This window comes from Paenirhizobium selenitireducens ATCC BAA-1503, from assembly GCF_000518785.1.
Taxonomy (GTDB): Bacteria; Pseudomonadota; Alphaproteobacteria; order Rhizobiales; family Rhizobiaceae; genus Allorhizobium; species Allorhizobium selenitireducens.
This window is the reverse complement of sequence record NZ_KI912495.1, coordinates 104,569-121,591: the sequence shown is the minus strand read 5'-3', so window position 1 is coordinate 121,591 and position 17,023 is coordinate 104,569. Positions and strand designations below refer to the sequence as shown.

Annotated in this window: 18 protein-coding genes and 1 riboswitch; of the genes, 13 read left to right on the top strand and 5 right to left on the bottom strand. The window is 64.3% G+C overall.

Features of this window, described 5'->3' with window-relative positions; translation table 11 throughout:
- The first annotated feature begins 23 nt into the window (after window positions 1-23).
- The 7 genes from ubiE to L867_RS0121550 all read left to right on the top strand — a co-directional run bounded on the left by ubiE (window position 24) and on the right by L867_RS0121550 (window position 7,318).
- The gene (gene ubiE, locus L867_RS0121580; RefSeq protein WP_028738756.1) at window positions 24-800 is read left to right on the top strand and encodes a bifunctional demethylmenaquinone methyltransferase/2-methoxy-6-polyprenyl-1,4-benzoquinol methylase UbiE; all 777 of its coding nucleotides are present in this window, start codon (window positions 24-26) and stop codon (window positions 798-800) included.
- 5 nt (window positions 801-805) lie between these two features.
- The gene (gene ubiB, locus L867_RS0121575; protein WP_028738755.1) at window positions 806-2,380 is read left to right on the top strand and encodes a 2-polyprenylphenol 6-hydroxylase; all 1,575 of its coding nucleotides are present in this window, start codon (window positions 806-808) and stop codon (window positions 2,378-2,380) included.
- 158 nt (window positions 2,381-2,538) lie between these two features.
- Entirely contained in the window at window positions 2,539-4,026 is a 1,488-nt protein-coding gene (locus L867_RS0121570) for a sensor histidine kinase (protein ID WP_028738754.1), read from the top strand.
- Between the two features lie 3 nt (window positions 4,027-4,029).
- Window positions 4,030-4,467 (top strand): response regulator, encoded by a 438-nt coding sequence (locus tag L867_RS0121565; RefSeq protein WP_028738753.1) that lies wholly within the window; start codon window positions 4,030-4,032, stop codon window positions 4,465-4,467.
- A 15-nt stretch (window positions 4,468-4,482) separates the two neighbouring features.
- Window positions 4,483-5,538 (top strand): sensor histidine kinase, encoded by a 1,056-nt coding sequence (locus L867_RS0121560; protein WP_028738752.1) that lies wholly within the window; start codon window positions 4,483-4,485, stop codon window positions 5,536-5,538.
- A 196-nt stretch (window positions 5,539-5,734) separates the two neighbouring features.
- Entirely contained in the window at window positions 5,735-6,946 is a 1,212-nt protein-coding gene (gene coaBC, locus L867_RS0121555) for a bifunctional phosphopantothenoylcysteine decarboxylase/phosphopantothenate--cysteine ligase CoaBC (protein ID WP_028738751.1), read from the top strand.
- Between the two features lie 6 nt (window positions 6,947-6,952).
- Window positions 6,953-7,318, top strand: a complete 366-nt coding sequence (locus tag L867_RS0121550) for an MmcQ/YjbR family DNA-binding protein (RefSeq protein ID WP_028738750.1) — start codon at window positions 6,953-6,955, stop codon at window positions 7,316-7,318.
- A 13-nt stretch (window positions 7,319-7,331) separates the two neighbouring features.
- On the opposite strand, the gene L867_RS0121545 is transcribed toward L867_RS0121550, so the two are convergent.
- Window positions 7,332-8,159 carry a class II glutamine amidotransferase gene (locus tag L867_RS0121545; protein WP_028738749.1) on the bottom strand — a complete coding sequence of 276 codons (828 nt, stop codon included), beginning with the start codon at window positions 8,157-8,159 and terminating at the stop codon, window positions 7,332-7,334.
- Window positions 8,160-8,442: 283 nt separating this feature from the next.
- On the opposite strand from L867_RS0121545, the gene L867_RS0121540 reads away from it, so the two are divergent.
- The 4 genes from L867_RS0121540 to L867_RS0121525 all read left to right on the top strand — a co-directional run bounded on the left by L867_RS0121540 (window position 8,443) and on the right by L867_RS0121525 (window position 11,305).
- Complete coding sequence (locus L867_RS0121540) at window positions 8,443-9,354, top strand: pirin family protein (RefSeq protein ID WP_028738748.1); 912 nt, start codon at window positions 8,443-8,445, stop codon at window positions 9,352-9,354.
- A 138-nt stretch (window positions 9,355-9,492) separates the two neighbouring features.
- On the top strand, window positions 9,493-10,110 hold the full coding sequence (locus L867_RS0121535) for a glutathione S-transferase family protein (RefSeq protein ID WP_028738747.1): 618 nt from the start codon (window positions 9,493-9,495) through the stop codon (window positions 10,108-10,110).
- Window positions 10,111-10,163: 53 nt separating this feature from the next.
- On the top strand, window positions 10,164-10,778 hold the full coding sequence (locus tag L867_RS0121530) for a hypothetical protein (RefSeq protein WP_028738746.1): 615 nt from the start codon (window positions 10,164-10,166) through the stop codon (window positions 10,776-10,778).
- Window positions 10,775-11,305, top strand: a complete 531-nt coding sequence (locus tag L867_RS0121525) for a flavin reductase family protein (protein WP_028738745.1) — start codon at window positions 10,775-10,777, stop codon at window positions 11,303-11,305. Before L867_RS0121530 ends, L867_RS0121525 begins: the two co-directional genes overlap by 4 nt.
- A gap of 9 nt (window positions 11,306-11,314) precedes the next feature.
- Here the strand turns inward: L867_RS0121525 and L867_RS0121520 are convergent, their stop codons facing one another.
- Genes L867_RS0121520 through thiM form a run of 4 tightly spaced genes read right to left on the bottom strand, consistent with a single transcriptional unit; the run spans window position 11,315 to window position 14,323 of the window.
- On the bottom strand, window positions 11,315-12,079 hold the full coding sequence (locus L867_RS0121520) for a 3-oxoacyl-ACP reductase (protein ID WP_028738744.1): 765 nt from the start codon (window positions 12,077-12,079) through the stop codon (window positions 11,315-11,317).
- Window positions 12,079-12,894: a bifunctional hydroxymethylpyrimidine kinase/phosphomethylpyrimidine kinase gene (thiD, locus tag L867_RS0121515; protein WP_028738743.1), complete on the bottom strand. Its 816-nt coding sequence runs from the start codon at window positions 12,892-12,894 to the stop codon at window positions 12,079-12,081. Before thiD ends, L867_RS0121520 begins: the two co-directional genes overlap by 1 nt.
- A complete protein-coding gene (gene thiE, locus L867_RS0121510; RefSeq protein WP_028738742.1) occupies window positions 12,891-13,526 on the bottom strand; it encodes a thiamine phosphate synthase in 636 nt (211 codons plus the stop codon). Before thiE ends, thiD begins: the two co-directional genes overlap by 4 nt.
- On the bottom strand, window positions 13,523-14,323 hold the full coding sequence (gene thiM, locus L867_RS0121505; RefSeq protein WP_104368118.1) for a hydroxyethylthiazole kinase: 801 nt from the start codon (window positions 14,321-14,323) through the stop codon (window positions 13,523-13,525). Before thiM ends, thiE begins: the two co-directional genes overlap by 4 nt.
- Before the next feature lie 57 nt (window positions 14,324-14,380).
- Window positions 14,381-14,477, bottom strand: a riboswitch (TPP riboswitch).
- Window positions 14,478-14,674: 197 nt separating this feature from the next.
- Here thiM and L867_RS0121500 point away from each other — a divergent pair.
- Together L867_RS0121500 and L867_RS0121495 are read left to right on the top strand one after the other, a co-directional pair.
- Entirely contained in the window at window positions 14,675-16,201 is a 1,527-nt protein-coding gene (locus L867_RS0121500) for a ComEC/Rec2 family competence protein (protein WP_028738740.1), read from the top strand.
- Window positions 16,202-16,348: 147 nt separating this feature from the next.
- Window positions 16,349-17,023 carry an HAD-IA family hydrolase gene (locus L867_RS0121495; RefSeq protein ID WP_028738739.1) on the top strand — a complete coding sequence of 225 codons (675 nt, stop codon included), beginning with the start codon at window positions 16,349-16,351 and terminating at the stop codon, window positions 17,021-17,023.

The window sequence follows — 17,023 nt, the reverse complement described above, 5'->3', positions numbered from 1 at the left end:
GCATGAGACAATGGAGTGATCAGATGGCCGAGAGCCGCACTTCCGCCGATGGCGGCATGGAAACCTCCTACGGCTTCCGCGAGGTCGCGGAGGGCGAGAAGCAGGTTCTGGTCAACGAGGTCTTCCACAAGGTCGCCAAGCGCTACGACATCATGAACGACGTCATGTCGGCGGGCCTGCACCGCATCTGGAAGGATGCGATGATCGCGGCGCTCAACCCGCGCAAGGACCCCGCCTACAAGGTGCTCGACGTTGCCGGCGGAACCGGCGACATCGCGTTTCGCATCGTCGAGGCTTCCGGCCGGCTTGCCCACGCCACCGTGCTCGATATCAACGGCTCGATGCTCGGCGTCGGCGCCGAACGCGCGGAGAAAAAGGGCCTTTCGGACAACCTCACCTTCGTCGAGGCGAATGCCGAGGAACTGCCCTTCGAGGACAACAGCTTCGACGCCTACACGATCGCGTTTGGCATCCGCAACGTGCCGCGCATCGATGTCGCCTTGAGCGAGGCCTATCGCGTGCTTAAACGCGGCGGGCGCCTGCTGGTGCTGGAGTTCTCCGAAGTCGAGATGCCGCTGCTCGACCGCTTTTACGACCAGTGGTCGTTCAAGGCCATTCCGCGCTTCGGCAAGATGATCACGGGCGATGCGGAGCCCTACCAGTATCTGGTGGAATCGATCCGCAAGTTCCCCAACCAGGGCGATTTCGCCGCGATGATCTCCAAGGCCGGCTTCTCGCGCGTCACCTTCACCAATTATTCCGGCGGCATCGCAGCGCTGCATTCCGGCTGGAAACTCTGATCTTCATGAGCACTGTCGGGGCATATTTCCGCCTGGCGCGGGTGGGCTGGGTGCTGGTCAGGGAAGGCGTGATTTCCGCCCTGCCCTCGGAAGACCTTCCGCCGCTTGTCGCCTTCGCCAAGGGTGCGGCCGGACTTCTGGCGCGCAAGCGCGCCAGGCGCGAGCAGCGCTCAGACCGGCTGGCCCGCGCCGTCGAGCGGCTCGGCCCCTCCTATGTCAAGATCGGCCAGTTCCTGGCGACGCGGCCGGACGTCGTCGGCGCCGACTTCGCCGACGACCTCGCCGGACTGCAGGACCGCATGGCCTTCTTCCCGACGGACGCCGCCAAGGCGACCGTGACGGGATCGCTCGGCCGTTCCATCGACGATCTTTACGCCTCGTTCGGCGAGCCGATCGCTGCGGCCTCGATCGCCCAGGTCCATCCGGCGGAAGTCGACACACCCGACGGACGCAAGAAGGTGGCCGTCAAGGTCATCCGGCCCGGCGTGCGCAAGCGCTTCGCCGCCGATCTCGAGGCCATGTATCTCGTCTCCCACCTGCAGGAGCGTTTCCTGCCGCACACGCGGCGCCTGCGTCCCGTCGAAGTGACCCGCACGCTTGAGCAGACCACCAAGGTCGAGATGGACCTTCGGCTCGAGGCGGCAGCACTTTCGGAAATCACCGAGAACACCCGGAACGATCCGGGCTTCCGCGTGCCGATCGTCGACTGGGAGCGTACCGGTCGCGACGTCGTCACCATGGAGTGGATCGACGGCATCAAGATGTCGGATGTCGAGGCGCTGAAGGCGGCCGGCCACGATCTCGACCATCTGGCCGACACGCTGATCCAGTCCTTCCTGCGCCACACCCTGCGCGACGGCTTCTTCCATGCCGACATGCATCCGGGCAACCTGTTCGTCGCCCCGGACGGCATGATCGTCGCGGTCGACATGGGCATTGCCGGCCGTCTCGGCAAGAAGGAACGCCGCTTCCTCGCCGAGATCCTCTACGGCTTCATCACCCGCGACTATCTGCGGGTTGCCGAGGTGCATTTCGAGGCCGGTTACGTTCCCTCGCACCACAATATCGCGAGCTTTGCCCAGGCGATCCGGGCAATCGGCGAGCCGATCCACGGCCAGCCGGCCGAAACCATCTCCATGGGCAAGCTGCTGACCCTCTTGTTCGAGGTGACCGAGCTGTTCGACATGGAAACGCGGCCCGAGCTCGTCATGCTGCAGAAGACCATGGTCGTGGTCGAGGGCGTGGCGCGCATGCTCAATCCGCGCTTCAACATGTGGAAGGCCTCGGATCCGGTCGTCTCCCAGTGGATCCGCGACAATCTGGGCCCCAAGCGCGTCGTCGGCGACCTCAAGGATGGCGTGCGCGCGGCGCTCAGGCTCGCCGAAGCGCTTCCGGAAATCGCCGCCAAGACGGAAAAACTGCACGGCGAAATCGTCCATATGAGCGAGAACGGTCTCAGGTTCGACTCCGAGACGACCGAGGCAATCGGGCGTTCGGAGGCCCGCCACAGTCGGTTCGGGCGGCTGGCGCTCTGGGTGATCGCAGCTCTCCTGCTCTTGATCGCTGTCAAAATCGGTTGATTTGCCGCTTAAACCTTTCTACCCGTTAGACGACGCCTTCGTGCTCCATTCACCTCGGAATGGGCGGTCGGTTCGGCCGTATCAGCGCCGTCTTGCTCGCTTTCATTCCGATCTGACGCATCTGCGCTCCTTTCGCGCGCCATGATCCCGGAAATGCCATGTCGGCCACCAATGCCAATTTCGTTCGCACGACCTTCCTGATGCTGATCGTCGGGACCATCGTCCTGACCGGTATCATCATCTCTTCGCTCTGGCTCGTCGAGCGGAGTCAGGCGACATTTGCCTATATCATCCATGAGCGCGACATCCGCCGGGCCGCAGCCAACATGCTGCAGACGCTCGTCGACGCAGAGACCGGGCAGCGGGGCTACGTCCTGACGCAGGACGAGAGCTTCCTCGGCGTCTACGAGAAGTCCCTGGGCGAGGTGCGCCAGAACCTTGCCCAAGTCGCCGATCTGGTCAAAGGCCGACCGATCAAGGAAGAGCGTATACCGGAGCTTCGCCGTCTCACCGAAAGCAAGCTCGAGGAGATGATGCAGAGCGTCGAGCTGACCCGAAGCAACCGGCAGGACGAGGCAATCCAGCTGGTCAAGTCGGAACTCGGACGCGTGCTGATGGATGAGATCCGCACGATCCTCGAGTTCTTCAAGACCCAGTCCGACACCAACGTCCAGCGCGGGGTCGACGAACAGCTCGAGGCAACGCGCCAGCTGAAATGGTTCACCCTCGGCGGCGGCGTCGCGATCCTGGCGGTCATGGGCGGGGCCATCGCGATCATCACCCAGCATGTGCGGGCGCTCTCCAGCGCCCGCCGCGAAGTGGAGCTGTTGAACAGCGGGCTTGAGGAACGTGTCAACGAGCGCACCGAGGATCTGATGCGCGCCAACCAGGAAATCCAGCGCTTCGCCTATATCGTCACGCACGATCTGCGCGCGCCGCTGGTCAACGTCATGGGCTTCACCGCGGAACTCGACACCTCGCTCAAGGCGCTGCAGGCCTATGTGCTGGCCGATGGCGGAACGCTGAACGAGAATCAGATCAAGGAAGCGAGGCTCGCCGCATCGGAAGACCTGCCGGAGGCGATCGGCTTCATCCGCTCGTCGACGAAGAAGATGGACGGCCTGATCAACGCCATCCTGAAGATTTCGCGCGATGGACGGCGCCCGCTGAAACCGGAGCAGATCGGCCTGAAAAGCCTGGTGGAGTCGACGAGCGCCAGCGTCCACCATCAGATCGGCGAGAGCGACGGCAAAGTCGAACTCGATATCCGTGTTCCGTCCATCACCACGGATCGTTTTTCGCTTGAGCAGATCCTTGGTAACCTTTTCGACAACGCCGTGAAGTACAAACATCCGGAGAGGCCGCTCAACCTGACGGTGCGCGCAATGCCGGAAGGCCGCAATCTGACGCGCATTGAGGTCGAGGATAATGGTCGCGGCATTGCAGACGAAGACCACGAACGCATATTCGAGCTGTTCCGGCGCTCCGGCCAACAGGACAAGTCCGGCGAGGGCATCGGACTTGCGCATGTGCGGTCCCTGGCAAGGAACCTCGGCGGCGAGATAACCGTTAGGTCCAGACTTGGATCGGGATCAACCTTCGTGCTGCGCCTGCCATCGGATTTATCGCGTATTGTACGGAGTTGAGAGATGAAAGCCGTGGGAAAAGAAGTCACCATCGTCATGGTCGAGGACGACGAGGGGCATGCTCGTCTGATCGAGAAGAACGTGCGCCGGGCCGGGGTGAACAACGAGATCATCCCGTTCACCAACGGCACCGAAGCGCTGGACTTCATCCTCGGCAAGGACAGGAGCGGGACGGCCTCGATCGACCGCTATCTGCTGATCCTGCTCGATCTCAACTTGCCGGACATGTCCGGCACGGATATCCTTGAAAAAGTCAAATCCAACCCACATACCCGGCGCCTGCCGGTCGTCATCCTGACCACGACCGACGACGAACGCGAAATTCAGCGATGCTATGATCTTGGGGCGAATGTCTACATCACAAAACCTGTCGACTATGACAATTTCGCCAATGCCATCCGACAGCTTGGGCTGTTTTTCTCGGTCATGCAGATCCCGTGATGCGGTTGCGGGCCGATGAGCATCCGGATCCTCTATCTGGATGACGACGCGGCCATCGTCCGCCTTGTTCAGAAGGCTCTGGAGCGCCTCGGGCACACACTGGCCCATGCCGCGACGCCTGAGGACGCCATCGCACTGCTCGAAGCGGAGAGCTTTGATGTCATGGTGCTCGACCATTACCTGCAGAACATCACTGGCCACGAGGTGCTGAAGCGGCTGCGCGCTCGCGATATTCCGGTGCCGGTGGTCTATGTGACCGGTTCGAACGAGGCCAAGATCGCCATTGAGGCGATCCGGGCCGGCGCGTCGGACTACGTCATCAAGACAGTCAGCGACGATTTCATGCCGCTTCTGATCAGCGCCATCGAGCATTCGGTGGCCAATGCCCAGTTGCACGCTGCCAAGGAGAGGGCGGAAGAGGAAATCCGCCGCGCCAAGGAGCGTGCGGAAGCCCTGCTGGCCGAGGTCAACCATCGCGTTGCCAATTCGCTCGCGCTCGTTGTCAGCCTGCTCAGGCTGCAGATCTCAAACTCCACGAGCGAGCAGGTGAAGAGCGAACTGGCCGAGACGCAGGCGCGCATCACGGCGATCGCCGGCATGCATCGCAGCCTCTATACCTCCGACGATGTCAGCCGCGTCGAGCTCGACCGCTACCTGCACAACCTCACCGGCGAACTGGCCGGTTCGCTGCAGAATCCGGAAAAGCCGATGCACCTCGTGCTGGAGGCCGATCCGATCTCGATCAGCGCCGACCGCGCCGTCTCCGTCGGCATGATCGTCACCGAACTGGTGACCAATGCCTTCAAGTATGCCTATCCCGGCGAGGTGGCAGGCGGCGAAGTTCGGGTCACCCTCAAGCGCACCGGCGAGAATGAAGCCCTGCTGCGCGTCGCGGACGACGGAGTGGGCATTCAGCCGGGGAGTGCCCCGACCGGCACCGGTCTCGGCAGCCGCATCGTCAAGTCGATGGCAGCGACGCTCGGGCCGGGCATTTCGTATCTTGAGACGCCCAATGGGGCAATCGCCGAAGTGCCGCTGCAGATCTGCATCCCCCAGGTATCGCGCGACTGAGCACCGGGCGTGGCTGATTTCTGCTATCCCCCGGCGATTTCCCCAATGCGGAAATTCGGATAGTGTCGCCGCGACTTCGTGCGTTTCACCGTTTCACGGGAACGGAAAACACGCTATCTCATTGTTTTGACGCAATTCCGGACGGAAAACCGCTTCGCACTTTTCCTGGAATCGCTCTGAGGGAGACTCCACTGGCATGACCTTGGCGGGCAAGCGCATCGTTCTCATCGTCTCGGGCGGCATCGCTGCCTACAAGAGTCTCGACCTCATCCGACGTCTGCGCGAACGCGGTGCGACGGTGCGGCCGGTCATGACGCGCGGGGCACAGGAATTCGTCACGCCGCTTGCGGTCGGAGCCCTGTCGGCGAGCCACGTCTATACCGAGCTTTTCTCCCGCGAGGACGAGCAGGATGTCGGCCATATCCGCCTTGCGCGCGACTGCGACCTGATCGTGATTGCGCCGGCCACCGCCGACTTGATGGCGAAGATGGCGAACGGCCTCGCCGACGACCTCGCCTCGACCGTTTTGCTTGCCACCGACATGCCGGTGCTGGTTGCGCCGGCGATGAACCCGAAGATGTGGGCGCATCCGGCGACGAAACGCAACGTCGCGACACTGACCGCCGACGGGCTTTCCTTCATCGGGCCGATGGCCGGCGAAATGGCCGAGAGCGGCGAAAATGGGCTGGGCCGCATGGCCGAACCGCTCGACATCGTCGCTGCCGCCGAGCGTCTGCTCGATGACGGCCCGAAGCCGCTTGCCGGCCGGACCGCGATCGTCACGTCAGGCCCGACCCATGAGCCGATCGACCCGGTCCGCTACATCGCGAACCGGTCGTCCGGCCGCCAGGGCCATGCGATCGCCGCCGCACTGGCGAGGCTCGGTGCGGACGTGACCCTCGTCTCCGGACCCGTGACCATTGCCGATCCGAAGGGTGTGGCCACCGTGCATGTGGAACGGGCCGAGGAGATGCGCGACGCGGTGATCTCGCGGCTGCCGGCCGACATCGCCGTGATGGTTGCTGCCGTCGCCGACTGGCGCGTCGCCGCATCGGCCGGCCAGAAGATCAAGAAGAAGCCCGGCGAGGCTCCCTCGCCGCTGCAACTCACCGAGAACCCCGACATTCTGAAGACCGTCGGTCATCACGAACACCGTCCGAAAATCGTCGTCGGCTTTGCCGCCGAGACCGAGAATGTCGAGGACAACGGGCGCGCCAAACTGGAACGCAAGGGCGCCGACCTGATCGTCGCCAATGACGTGTCGCCGGAGACCGGCATCATGGGCGGTACGCGCAACAGTGTGAAGCTGATCACCCGGACCAGCGTCGAACAATGGCCGGACCTTTCCAAGGACGAGGTGGCCGACCGGCTGGCGCGGCGCATCACCGAAACGCTTAACGGAGGCTGACTGCCCATGAACCTCTTCGACCAGACGGATTTCGACGCCTTCGTTGCCGGTCTTGCCGGAGTGACGCTGGTCGACCAGTGGGAATCACATGTCGCCAAGGTGGGCGAGAAGGTTTTCACCCTGCTGCATCGCGGCGATCAAGGCGCCAATATCTGCGTCAAGGTCACGGAGGAGACCTTCGAGATCCTGACTTCGCTCGAAGGGATTGCCCAGGCGCCCTATTTCGCCAAGCGCAAATGGGTCTCGATCACCGACAAGGCATCGCTGCCGCCCGAAGAACTCGTGCACTACGTGAAGCGGTCCTACGATCTGGTCGCCGATGGGCTGACGCGCAAGCTGAAGAACGAGCTGGGGATCGTTCCGCTCGCCTGAGACAGTCTGGCTGTCAGAGCGCCATGGCCGTTTGGGCCACGCGTTCGATCTTGGTCTCCGGCTCCCAGGCCGGCTCGAACTTCGCCGCATCGAGGCCGTTGGCATCGAGGATGACCGCACTGCCCGCCGGGATCTCGACCCAGGTGTCGGTCTCGTCATTGAGCGGCTCGGAGACGAGGCAGTATCCGCCCTTGCCGCCCATCGGCGCGGCAAACAGCGTCGGCGCATGGGCGTCGGTGGCATAGCGCACGGCATAGAGTGTCCGGCCGTCGGAGAAGGCGGCCGTAAAGCGCACCCGGGCCGTGCCCATCAGGTGGCGGCTGATCTGCTCGACGAAGCCGATCGCTTCTGCCATGGCGGCGATGGGGCGGTCGCGCAGGCCGAACTGCAGGGCCAGCAGGAAGAGAAGTTCGGAATCGGTCGTGCCGCCGCGGGCGTGGAAATGCTCGTCGTCGAGCATGGATTCCATCGGCCGGCGCAGCCGCTCAAAGTGATCGATCTGTCCGTTGTGCATGAACGACCAGGAGCCGTTGACGAAGGGGTGACAGTTGTCGCGACGCGTCGCGCCGTGGGTGGCGGCCCGCACATGGGCAAGAAACAGCGGCGAACGGATCTGGCGGGCGAGGCTCTTCAGGTTGCAGTCCGACCAGGCCGGCAGCACGTCGCGAAAGCGCCCCGGCTCCGGCCGGTCGCCATACCAGGCAATGCCGAAGCCGTCGGCATTGGTGGCGGTCTTCGCCTTGGTGGCGCAGTGCGACTGTTCGATCAGGGAATGGGCGGGCGAGGTGACGAGTTCCTCGAGATAGATCGGTTCACCGCGATAGGCTGCCCAACGACACATGCTTTCCCGTACTCCGATGGCCTGTCTGCCTCAGCCTTTCGTCCGGACGTTCCCGTCCGAAATCGCAAAGTCCGGCAACGTCGACAGTCTTCGCTCGAATGGCTAACGAAATCTAAACAATCACTCTATTGATGACAGAATTTTGACGATGCCGGCAATCACTTTTTGCGGTGCGGCATTGCCTTTTGTGAACACTGCGTTCCGGCGCGCGCCTCCTGCAAGCGCGGCGGAGATCGATTATGTTGGGTCCAAGTTCAAGCCACGCTCGAAAGGAGCACGACCGATGTCCATACGCCCCGTCAAGCATGAGAGCCGCGCCACGCCTGCCATGGAGGGCGCCGGCGTCAAGCTGCACCGCGTCTTCGGCTTCGGCGATCCGTCGATGACCGACCCCTTCCTGATGATGGACGATTTCCGCAACGACAATCCGTCGGACTATATCCGCGGCTTCCCCTGGCATCCGCATCGCGGCATCGAGACCATCACCTATGTGCTGGCCGGAACCGTCGAGCATGGCGACAGCCTCGGCAATCGCGGCCTGCTGGGGGCCGGCGACGTGCAATGGATGACGGCCGGCAGCGGAATCATGCACCAGGAAATGCCGAAGGGCGATTTCGCCGGCAAGATGCACGGCTTCCAGCTGTGGGCCAACCTGCCCTCGTCGCTGAAGATGACCGCGCCGCGCTATCAGGACATCAAGGGCACGGATATCCCTGTCGTCGTCGATGATGACGGCACCGTGGTGCGCGTCATCACCGGCGATTTCTGGGGCAAGACGGGCCCGGTCGACGGCATCGCCGCCGAGCCGGTCTATCTCGACATTTCCGTGCAGCCGGGCAAGCGCAAGAGCTTCCCGGTCGATACCTACCGCTCGGCATTCGCCTATATCTTCGCCGGCTCCGGCTCCTTCCGCGGCGCCTCCCAGCCTTTCGGCGTGAAGGTGGAGAAGGAATACAGGGGCGAGGAGCTGAACATCCGCGATCTCTCCGGCAACCGCACGCTGGTCGTGTTCGACACCGGCGACGAAGTGACGGTCCAGGCCGGCGACGAGGGCATCCGCTTCCTGCTGGTCACCGGCAAGCCGATCAAGGAACCGGTCGCCTGGCACGGGCCGATCGTGATGAACACCCGCGAGGAGTTGATGCAGGCGATGCGCGAACTGCAGAACGGGACCTTCATCAAGGCCGATCACTGATCCTTGCGTTCGCAACCAGAGACATGAAACGCCGGGCCCTGCGCCCGGCGTTTTCGTTTCGCGCCGGATCCCGCCAAACATGCCTTTTCATCCCACCGCCTTGCGATAGAGTGCCCGGGGAACAATAGAGGCACTTTCATGTACTTACTTTATGGATCAAATGGTTCGGGCAGCGCATCGGTCGAAGCGGCCCTGGCACTTTCCGGTGCCGAATATCAGGTCGTCCAGACGCCGACCGCCGACGGCATGCACCTCACCGAGGACTTCAAGGCCATCAATCCGCGCCAGCAGGTGCCGGCGCTGCGGCTGCCCGACGGATCCGTCATGACGGAAGGCTCGGCGATGATGCTGCACCTGGCCGACGCCATTCCGGCTGCACGGCTGGCACCGGCACCGGGAACGCCGGCCCGCGCCCAGCATGACCGCTGGCTGGTCTTCATGGCGGTCAACATCTACGAGGGCGAACTGCGCAAGGGCTATTCGGATCGCTATACGGACGATCCGGCCGGCGTCGAAGGTGTCAGGACCAGCGCCGATGTCTATGTGAAGCGCCATCACGCCATCCTGGAAGAGGCGATCGTCGGACCTTTTATCCTAGGCCCCGAGCGCTCCATGGCGGACATCTATCTGTGGATGCTGGCCGGCTGGATGGACCAGGAATGGCTCACGGCCCATTGCCCGAAGATCACGGCACTGGCAGCCAGGATCGCACAGGACCCGTCAGTCGCCCCCATCCACGCGACCCATTTCGGCTAAGCGAACATCCGCCGCATCGCATCGCCGCGCGTCCCGGCAAGGAACAGTGAAACATGGAAAAGACCGTTCTCGAAGACATTCAGGAGCGGCTCGCTGCAGCGCGTCGGGAACTCGAGGAAGAACTCGACCGCCGCATCGCGGCACAGCGCGAGCGCTTCCGCTACCAGCTGGAGCAAGGCAAGGTCCGCTTCGAGAAGGACATGCGCGCATGGCAGCGCCAGTATCGCACCGGCCTTCTGCGCTATGTCACGCGCGGCAACCTTGCCTATCTGCTGACGGCGCCGGTGATCTACGGCCTCGTCATCCCGCTGGCGCTGCTCGACCTTTCGGTGACGATCTACCAGCAGATCTGCTTTCGCGTATACGGCATCGATCGGGTGAAACGGGGTGACTACGTCGTCATCGACCGCCACCACCTCGCCTATCTCAACGCTCTCGAAAAGCTCAACTGCGTCTATTGCGGCTACGGCAATGGCGTGATCGCCTATGCGCGAGAGATCGCCGGGCGGACCGAGCGCTTCTGGTGCCCGATCAAGCATGCGAGCCGGGTTGCCGACCCGCATCCCCATTTCGAAAAATTCCTCGAATATGGCGATGCGGAAGCCTATCGTGCCTGGGTGGAGCACTATCGCCGTACCAAGAACCGGCCCGAGGACGAAAAGGCATGAAACCCTTCCCGCTCGACAAGGTCTACCAGCTGATCGAGCCCGGGCCCGTGGTTCTGCTTGCCACGGCCCTCGACGGCAAGCCGAACGTCATGACCATGTCCTGGCACATGATGATGGAGTTTGTCCCGCCGCGCATCGGCTGCATCGTCAGTTCCGCCGACCACAGCTTTACCGCGCTGTTCAGGACCGGCGAATGCGTGATCGCCATTCCCTCGGCCAACATGGCGGAAAAGGTCGTGGCGATCGGCAATTGCTCCGGCCGCGACACCGACAAATTCGCCGAGATCGGCCTGACCGCGCTGCCGGCCGAAGAGGTTTCCGCCCCGCTGATCGGCGAATGCTTCGCCAATCTCGAATGCAGGGTCGTGGACCGGGACTTTGTCGAGCGCCACAACATGTTCGTGCTCGATGTGGTGAAGGCCTGGCACGACCCGAAGCAGGTCGCGCCAAAGACCCTGCATCACAAGGGCTACGGCACCTTCGTGATCGATGGCGAGGAGATTAACCTCGCATCGAAGATGCCGTGAACCACCCGTTCAATTGAACACCAGCCCGCCGTCGACGATCAGGTTCTGGCCCGTGACGGCACGGGACCAGGGACTGGCAAAGAACAGCACGGCATCGGCCATCTCCTCCGGCGTGGTGACCCGGCGAAGCGGCGTGGAACCGGCGATCAGGTCGAACACCGCCTCCGGCGTCGCGCGGCTCGCATCTGTGGTGCGCAACAGCCCACCGGACACCATATTGACGGTAATTCCCGACGGGCCGAGCTCGGCGGCGGCCGTGCGCGTCAAGGACAGCAGCGCCGCCTTGGCCGCGGTGTAGTCATGGTAAGGCACGACCGGATTCTGGAAGAGATTGGTGCCGATCAGCACGATCCGGCCGAAGCCGCGTTCGCGCATGGAAGGTGCCGCCGCCTGGATCAGGTTCAAGGCACCCTTCACGCCCGTCTCCATATGGGCGGCGATCTCGTCCCAGGTCAGGTGATCGAGCTTCGAGCGCGCGTCGCCGTTGAAGGAAAAGTCGGAGAGCGCATTGTGGACGATGGTCGTCGGTGCGCCGAGGCGCGCTGTCACATCGGCCACCATCTGCACGACCGCTTCGCCGTCGCGGACATCGGCACCGAAGGCCGAGGCCTTGCCGCCGAGCCGAGAGGCCAGTTCCTCGGCCGCCTTGCCGCTGTTGCGGTAGTTGACCGCCACGCTTGCGCCTTCGCGGGCAAAGGTGGCGGCAATCGCGGCACCGAGGCCGCGGCCGGCGCCGGTGACGAGAACCGTCTGTTCGTTGAGGGGCAGGCTCATCAGTTGTTTCCTTCCGTGTTCCAGAGAGCGTGAAAATGATGGACGGGGCCGTGGCCGGAGCCGACAGAGAGGTCTTGCGCCGCGGCAACCGCACCGGCGAGCCAGGCTTTGGCGGCGGCGACCGCCTCGGCAGGCGCCGAGCCCTTGGCCAGCTCGGCGGCAATGGCGCTCGACAGCGAGCAGCCCGTGCCATGGGTGTTCTTCGTCTGGATGCGCGGCGCCTCGAACCAATGCGTGCCGGCATTCGTGACCAGCACGTCGGGGCTCTCCGTCCCGCCGAGATGGCCGCCCTTGACCAGCACGGCGGCCGGACCGAGTTCGCGAAGGCTCCGCGCCTGCGCCTCCATCGTCGCCCGGTCGGTCGCTTCCGGCTTGCCCAGCAGCGCGGCCGCCTCCGGCAGGTTGGGCGTGATGAGGGTCGCCAGCGGCAGCAGGCGGGTCGTGAGCGCCGCGACCGCGCGCGGATCGAGCAGCGAGGCGCCGCCCTTGGCGACCATGACCGGATCGAGCACGATCGGCATGCCGCGATGCGCCCCGAGCGCGCCGGCCACCGCCTCGGCAATGCCGGCATTGGCGATCATGCCGATCTTCACCGCATCCACACGCACATCGGCGAATACCATGCGGATCTGCTCGGCGACGAAATCCGGCGGCACGCCATGGACGGCGGAAACCCCTTGCGTGTTCTGGGCAGTCAGCGCCGTGAGCGCCGCCATGCCGTAGACGCCGCGGGCGGAGAAAGCCTTGAGGTCGGCCTGGATGCCGGCGCCGCCCGAAGGGTCGGAGCCGGCAATGGACAAGACGTTGCGGATCATGGTCGGGCCTTTCGGATGGCTTCGGAGAATTCGAACGCAGCGGCCTGCGGGTCCGGCTGGCCGCAGATGGCCGAGACGACGGCGAGGCCCCGGGCGCCCGCCTTGAGGACGGCCTCGACATGGCCGGCCTTCAGGCCGCCGATGGCGACGGCAGGCAGCGAGGTCGCCGCGATCAGCCGGGCAAGCCCGTCCAAACCGACCGGCGGCTTGTGGCCGGGTTTGGTCCGGGTGGCGAAGACGGGGCCGGCACCGACATAGTCGATGACGGCCGGATCGACTGCCGCGGCCAGCGCCTCCGTCTCGACCGACAGTCCGAGGATCATGTCCGGCCCGATCAGGCGGCGCGCGGTCTGCGCATCCCTGTCGTCCTGGCCGACATGCAGGCCGTCAGCACCGATGGCGATCGCCGCCTCGACATCGTCGTTGACGATCAGCGGCACGCCGGTTCCGGAAAGTGCCGCCTTCAGCGCCCGGCCGGTTTCGATCATCTGCCTGGTCGAGGCATCCTTGTCGCGCAGCTGCACCATGGTCACGCCGCCGGCGACGGCCAGCCGCGCGGTCTCGACCATGCCGAGCGGCCGGCAAAGATCCGGATCGAGCACCAGATAAAGGGAGAGGTCGAAGCGCTTCACAGCCGCACCACCCGGGCGCGGTTGTCGAGCATGGCGCCGTCGAGTTCTGCCAGCAGGTCGAGGAAGCGTGCGGCGAAACTGCCCGGCCCTTGCGCCTCTTTCCCGGCCTGCTCGCCGGCCACGGCGAAATGGGCAAGGGCCGCGATGGTCGCGTCGAAGGGATCGTCCGGGCGGATCGCGGCATAGGCGCCGACGAGGCAGGTCAGCGAGCAGCCCAGCGCCGTCACCTTCGGCATCAAAGATGAGCCACCTTCGATCCGCGCCGCCCGACTGCCATCGGTGACGAAGTCGGTGATACCTGTGACGGCGACGATGCAGCCTTGCGTCCCGGCCAGGCGCCCTGCAGCCTCCTCCGCCTGCTCGACCGGATCGCGGCTGTCGACGCCCTTCGCGCTGCTCACGCCGCCGGCAAGGGCGATGATCTCCGAGGCATTGCCGCGCACGATCGTCGGCCCCAAGGCAAGTAGATCTGCCGTCACCTTGCGACGAAAACCGGTGGCGAAATGGGCGACGGGGTCGAGCACCCAGGGACGGTGGGCCGCATTCGCACCGCCGATCGCCGCCTTCATGCCGGCCACCCAGGCGGGCGAGAGCGTGCCGATATTGACGGTGAGAGCGCCGGCGAAGCCGGCGAATTCGCCGGCCTCTTCTTCCGCATGCACCATGGCGGGCGAGGCCCCGGCCGCCAGCAGGACATTGGCGGCGACGTTCATCGCCACGTAATTGGTGATGCACTGGACGAGCGGCGCGGTGCTACGCATGTCCGTCAGCAGGGTTCCGAGTGTTTCGGTCTTCATCATCTTGCCCCTTTCGAGCGGGGCAAGTGCAAGGGGACAGATAGCGCGCGAACGGCGACAAGGCCCCGAGCGACTCCCTCCGCCAGCATTATCTGGTTCAGGTTCAAAGGGTACTTCTCAGCCCGCCTCGCGACGAACGCCCCTGTCTCTCAATGGACCTGTTATAGACACCGCCAGGGCGGCTGTCACCTGCCTTGCCGGGGCATGACGGCGACGTGTGAGACGCATACCCGCATAACGCGAATTTTCGAGAGCCAATCTCGCCACCAAAGGCAATGTGCGCTATGGTGGAAAAACCCCAGACAGAGGCGCGCCGGAACGCTACGGCCGTGCGGCGAGGAGGCGAATGGCATGGATCATCGTTTCGTCGGACAGCCGAAGGATGCGCGGGGAAAGACCGCGAAGACCTATCTCTATACCGCCGACCACCGGACCCGGAAACGCCAGGTCCTGTGGGGAGACTGGCTGCAAGTCACCTCGGAACAGCCGGACGGCTGGCTGGAAGTCCTCTGGAGTCCGACGGGTACCACGCCCGAGACGCTCTACATCCGCAAGGACCATACGACCGACGAGCGACCGCTGGAGATCGTCTTTCTCGACGTCGGCCAGGGCGACGGCGCGGTGCTGATCGCGCCGGAAGAGAATTTTGGCGAGGCGGTGGTCGTCATCGATGCCGGCGTTTCGGAGCACATGTACGAATTCCTGCTGCAGCGCTTCCGCTCCTACAACACCAGCTTCAAGTTTCGCGCCGCGATCATCACCCATCCGGACATCGACCACTATGGCGGCTTCGAACCGATCTTCAACTGGCCGAATTTCGGCTTCGAGACGGTCTACCAGAATGGCCTGGTGGAGCGGGTCGGCGGGGAGAAATTCGACAAGCTTGGCGGCAAGGTGAAGGATGCCGCGACCGGCATCAGCTATGTCGGCGACCTGGCACAGTCACGGGCCGACATCGAGCGGCATTTCGATGCCGTCGGGGCGAACGAGAGGCAGGCGTTTGCCCAGACGATGAAACATGCGCTCGACAATCCCAATATCGGCGGTTTCGCCATGCTGTCGGCCCGCCACGGCACGCAGGAAAACGGGCGCGGCTGGCTGCCCGGCTTTGCGCCCTCCGACCAGCGGGGCTTCAGCATCGAGGTGCTCGGACCGGTGCCCGAACCGGATGCGGCGGGCAAGGACCGCCTGCGCGTGCTCGGCGACTACGGCGAGACGAAGAACGGCCATTCCGTCATCCTGCGCCTGCACTATGGCGACTTCAAAGTCCTGTTCGGTGGAGACCTGAACGAGAAGGCGGAAAAATACCTGCTCTGTCATTATGGCGGGGAGGCCAAATTCCCGAAGATCGGCACGCCGGCCTATGACGCGATGATCGCGAAAGCGTCGACCCGGCTGCGCTCGGACCTGATGAAGGTCTGCCATCACGGCTCGGAGAAGGTGACGGATGCCTTTCTCGACGCGGTCAACCCTGCGGCCTTCGTCATCTCCTCGGGCGACGAGGAAGGTCATATCCACCCGCGGCCGGACCTGCTCGGACGGCTCGGCAAACGCGGCCGCGGCGACGCGCCGGTCATTCTCTCGACCGAACTGCAACGCTCGGTACGCGAGGCAGAAGACGAGAAGCTGGTACAATCGCTGCAGAGCGCCGTACTCAAGCTGCATGACAGGCCGGACAAGGTCCTGCGCGACAAGATCATCAACGACATCTGGACGCTCGGCCGCTCGAACGTCACCGTCTATGGCACGGTCTACGTCAAGACCAACGGCAAGCGGCTGATCGCCGCCTTCCGCATCGAGACCGGCAGCGAGATCGAGAAATGGTTCACCTTCGAATATGCGCTCAATGCGGCCGGCGAACTGATCCGGGTGGAGTGAGCGCTGGCCGCGCGCGGCCTCCTCCGCCGTTCCTCTTCGGCTCAGTTCCCTCGCGCCGGCGCGCACGTAGCGCAACCATTTGCCGCAACGTCCAAAACCGGCTATCTCCCTGTCCCGCCCGCCTTTCCCTTTCCAAGGATCTCCCGATTGAACACCGCCCGACACACGGTCTATGACAAGCGCTATGCCGGCTTCCTGTTCGACATGGACGGAACGCTGCTGAATTCCATCGCCGCCGCCGAGCGGGTCTGGGCCAAATGGGCGACGCGCCATGGCCTCGATGTGGAAGCCTTCCTGCCCACCATGCACGGCAAGCGCGGCATCGACACCATTCGCGGACTGGGCCTGTCGGGCGTCGACGTGGAAGCCGAAGCGCTGTTCATCGAACGCGCCGAGATAGAGGATGTCGAAGGCGTGGTGGCCCTGCCCGGCGCGATCGACTTTCTGAACGCGCTGCCGTCCGACCGCTGGTCGATCGTCACCTCGGCGCCGGTGGCGCTGGCCCGCGCCCGGATCGAAGCCGCCGGCCTGCCGCAGCCGCCGAAGATCGTCACCGCCGAGGATGTGGTCATCGGCAAGCCGGATCCCGCAGGCTACCGACTCGGTGCCCGGCATATCGGCGCGGACCCGGCCCACTGCCTGGTGTTCGAGGATGTTCTGGCGGGTGTGCTCGCGGCCGAGGCCGCAGGGTCCGACGTGATGGTGGTCACCGCCACCCATGGCCATCCCATGGAAACCCCGCACCCGACGATCGCGTCTTACGAGGGCCTTGGCGTGCACGTCGATTCGACGGGCCATTTGCAGATCGTCCGGGCGATCTGA

Excerpts from the sequence above, each read along its gene's own strand:
- L867_RS0121565 (WP_028738753.1), top strand. The coding sequence starts at position 4,030 with ATGAAAGCCGTGGGAAAAGAAGTCACCATCGTCATGGTCGAGGACGAC.
- L867_RS0121550 (WP_028738750.1), top strand. The coding sequence starts at position 6,953 with ATGAACCTCTTCGACCAGACGGATTTCGACGCCTTCGTTGCCGGTCTT.
- L867_RS0121520 (WP_028738744.1), bottom strand. The coding sequence starts at position 12,079 with ATGAGCCTGCCCCTCAACGAACAGACGGTTCTCGTCACCGGCGCCGGC.
- L867_RS0121560 (WP_028738752.1), top strand. The coding sequence starts at position 4,483 with ATGAGCATCCGGATCCTCTATCTGGATGACGACGCGGCCATCGTCCGC.
- ubiB (WP_028738755.1), top strand. The coding sequence starts at position 806 with ATGAGCACTGTCGGGGCATATTTCCGCCTGGCGCGGGTGGGCTGGGTG.
- thiM (WP_104368118.1), bottom strand. The coding sequence starts at position 14,323 with ATGAAGACCGAAACACTCGGAACCCTGCTGACGGACATGCGTAGCACC.
- L867_RS0121500 (WP_028738740.1), top strand. The coding sequence starts at position 14,675 with ATGGATCATCGTTTCGTCGGACAGCCGAAGGATGCGCGGGGAAAGACC.
- L867_RS0121530 (WP_028738746.1), top strand. The coding sequence starts at position 10,164 with ATGGAAAAGACCGTTCTCGAAGACATTCAGGAGCGGCTCGCTGCAGCG.
- L867_RS0121525 (WP_028738745.1), top strand. The coding sequence starts at position 10,775 with ATGAAACCCTTCCCGCTCGACAAGGTCTACCAGCTGATCGAGCCCGGG.
- L867_RS0121535 (WP_028738747.1), top strand. The coding sequence starts at position 9,493 with ATGTACTTACTTTATGGATCAAATGGTTCGGGCAGCGCATCGGTCGAA.
- L867_RS0121540 (WP_028738748.1), top strand. The coding sequence starts at position 8,443 with ATGTCCATACGCCCCGTCAAGCATGAGAGCCGCGCCACGCCTGCCATG.
- L867_RS0121570 (WP_028738754.1), top strand. The coding sequence starts at position 2,539 with ATGTCGGCCACCAATGCCAATTTCGTTCGCACGACCTTCCTGATGCTG.
- coaBC (WP_028738751.1), top strand. The coding sequence starts at position 5,735 with ATGACCTTGGCGGGCAAGCGCATCGTTCTCATCGTCTCGGGCGGCATC.
- ubiE (WP_028738756.1), top strand. The coding sequence starts at position 24 with ATGGCCGAGAGCCGCACTTCCGCCGATGGCGGCATGGAAACCTCCTAC.
- thiD (WP_028738743.1), bottom strand. The coding sequence starts at position 12,894 with ATGATCCGCAACGTCTTGTCCATTGCCGGCTCCGACCCTTCGGGCGGC.
- L867_RS0121545 (WP_028738749.1), bottom strand. The coding sequence starts at position 8,159 with ATGTGTCGTTGGGCAGCCTATCGCGGTGAACCGATCTATCTCGAGGAA.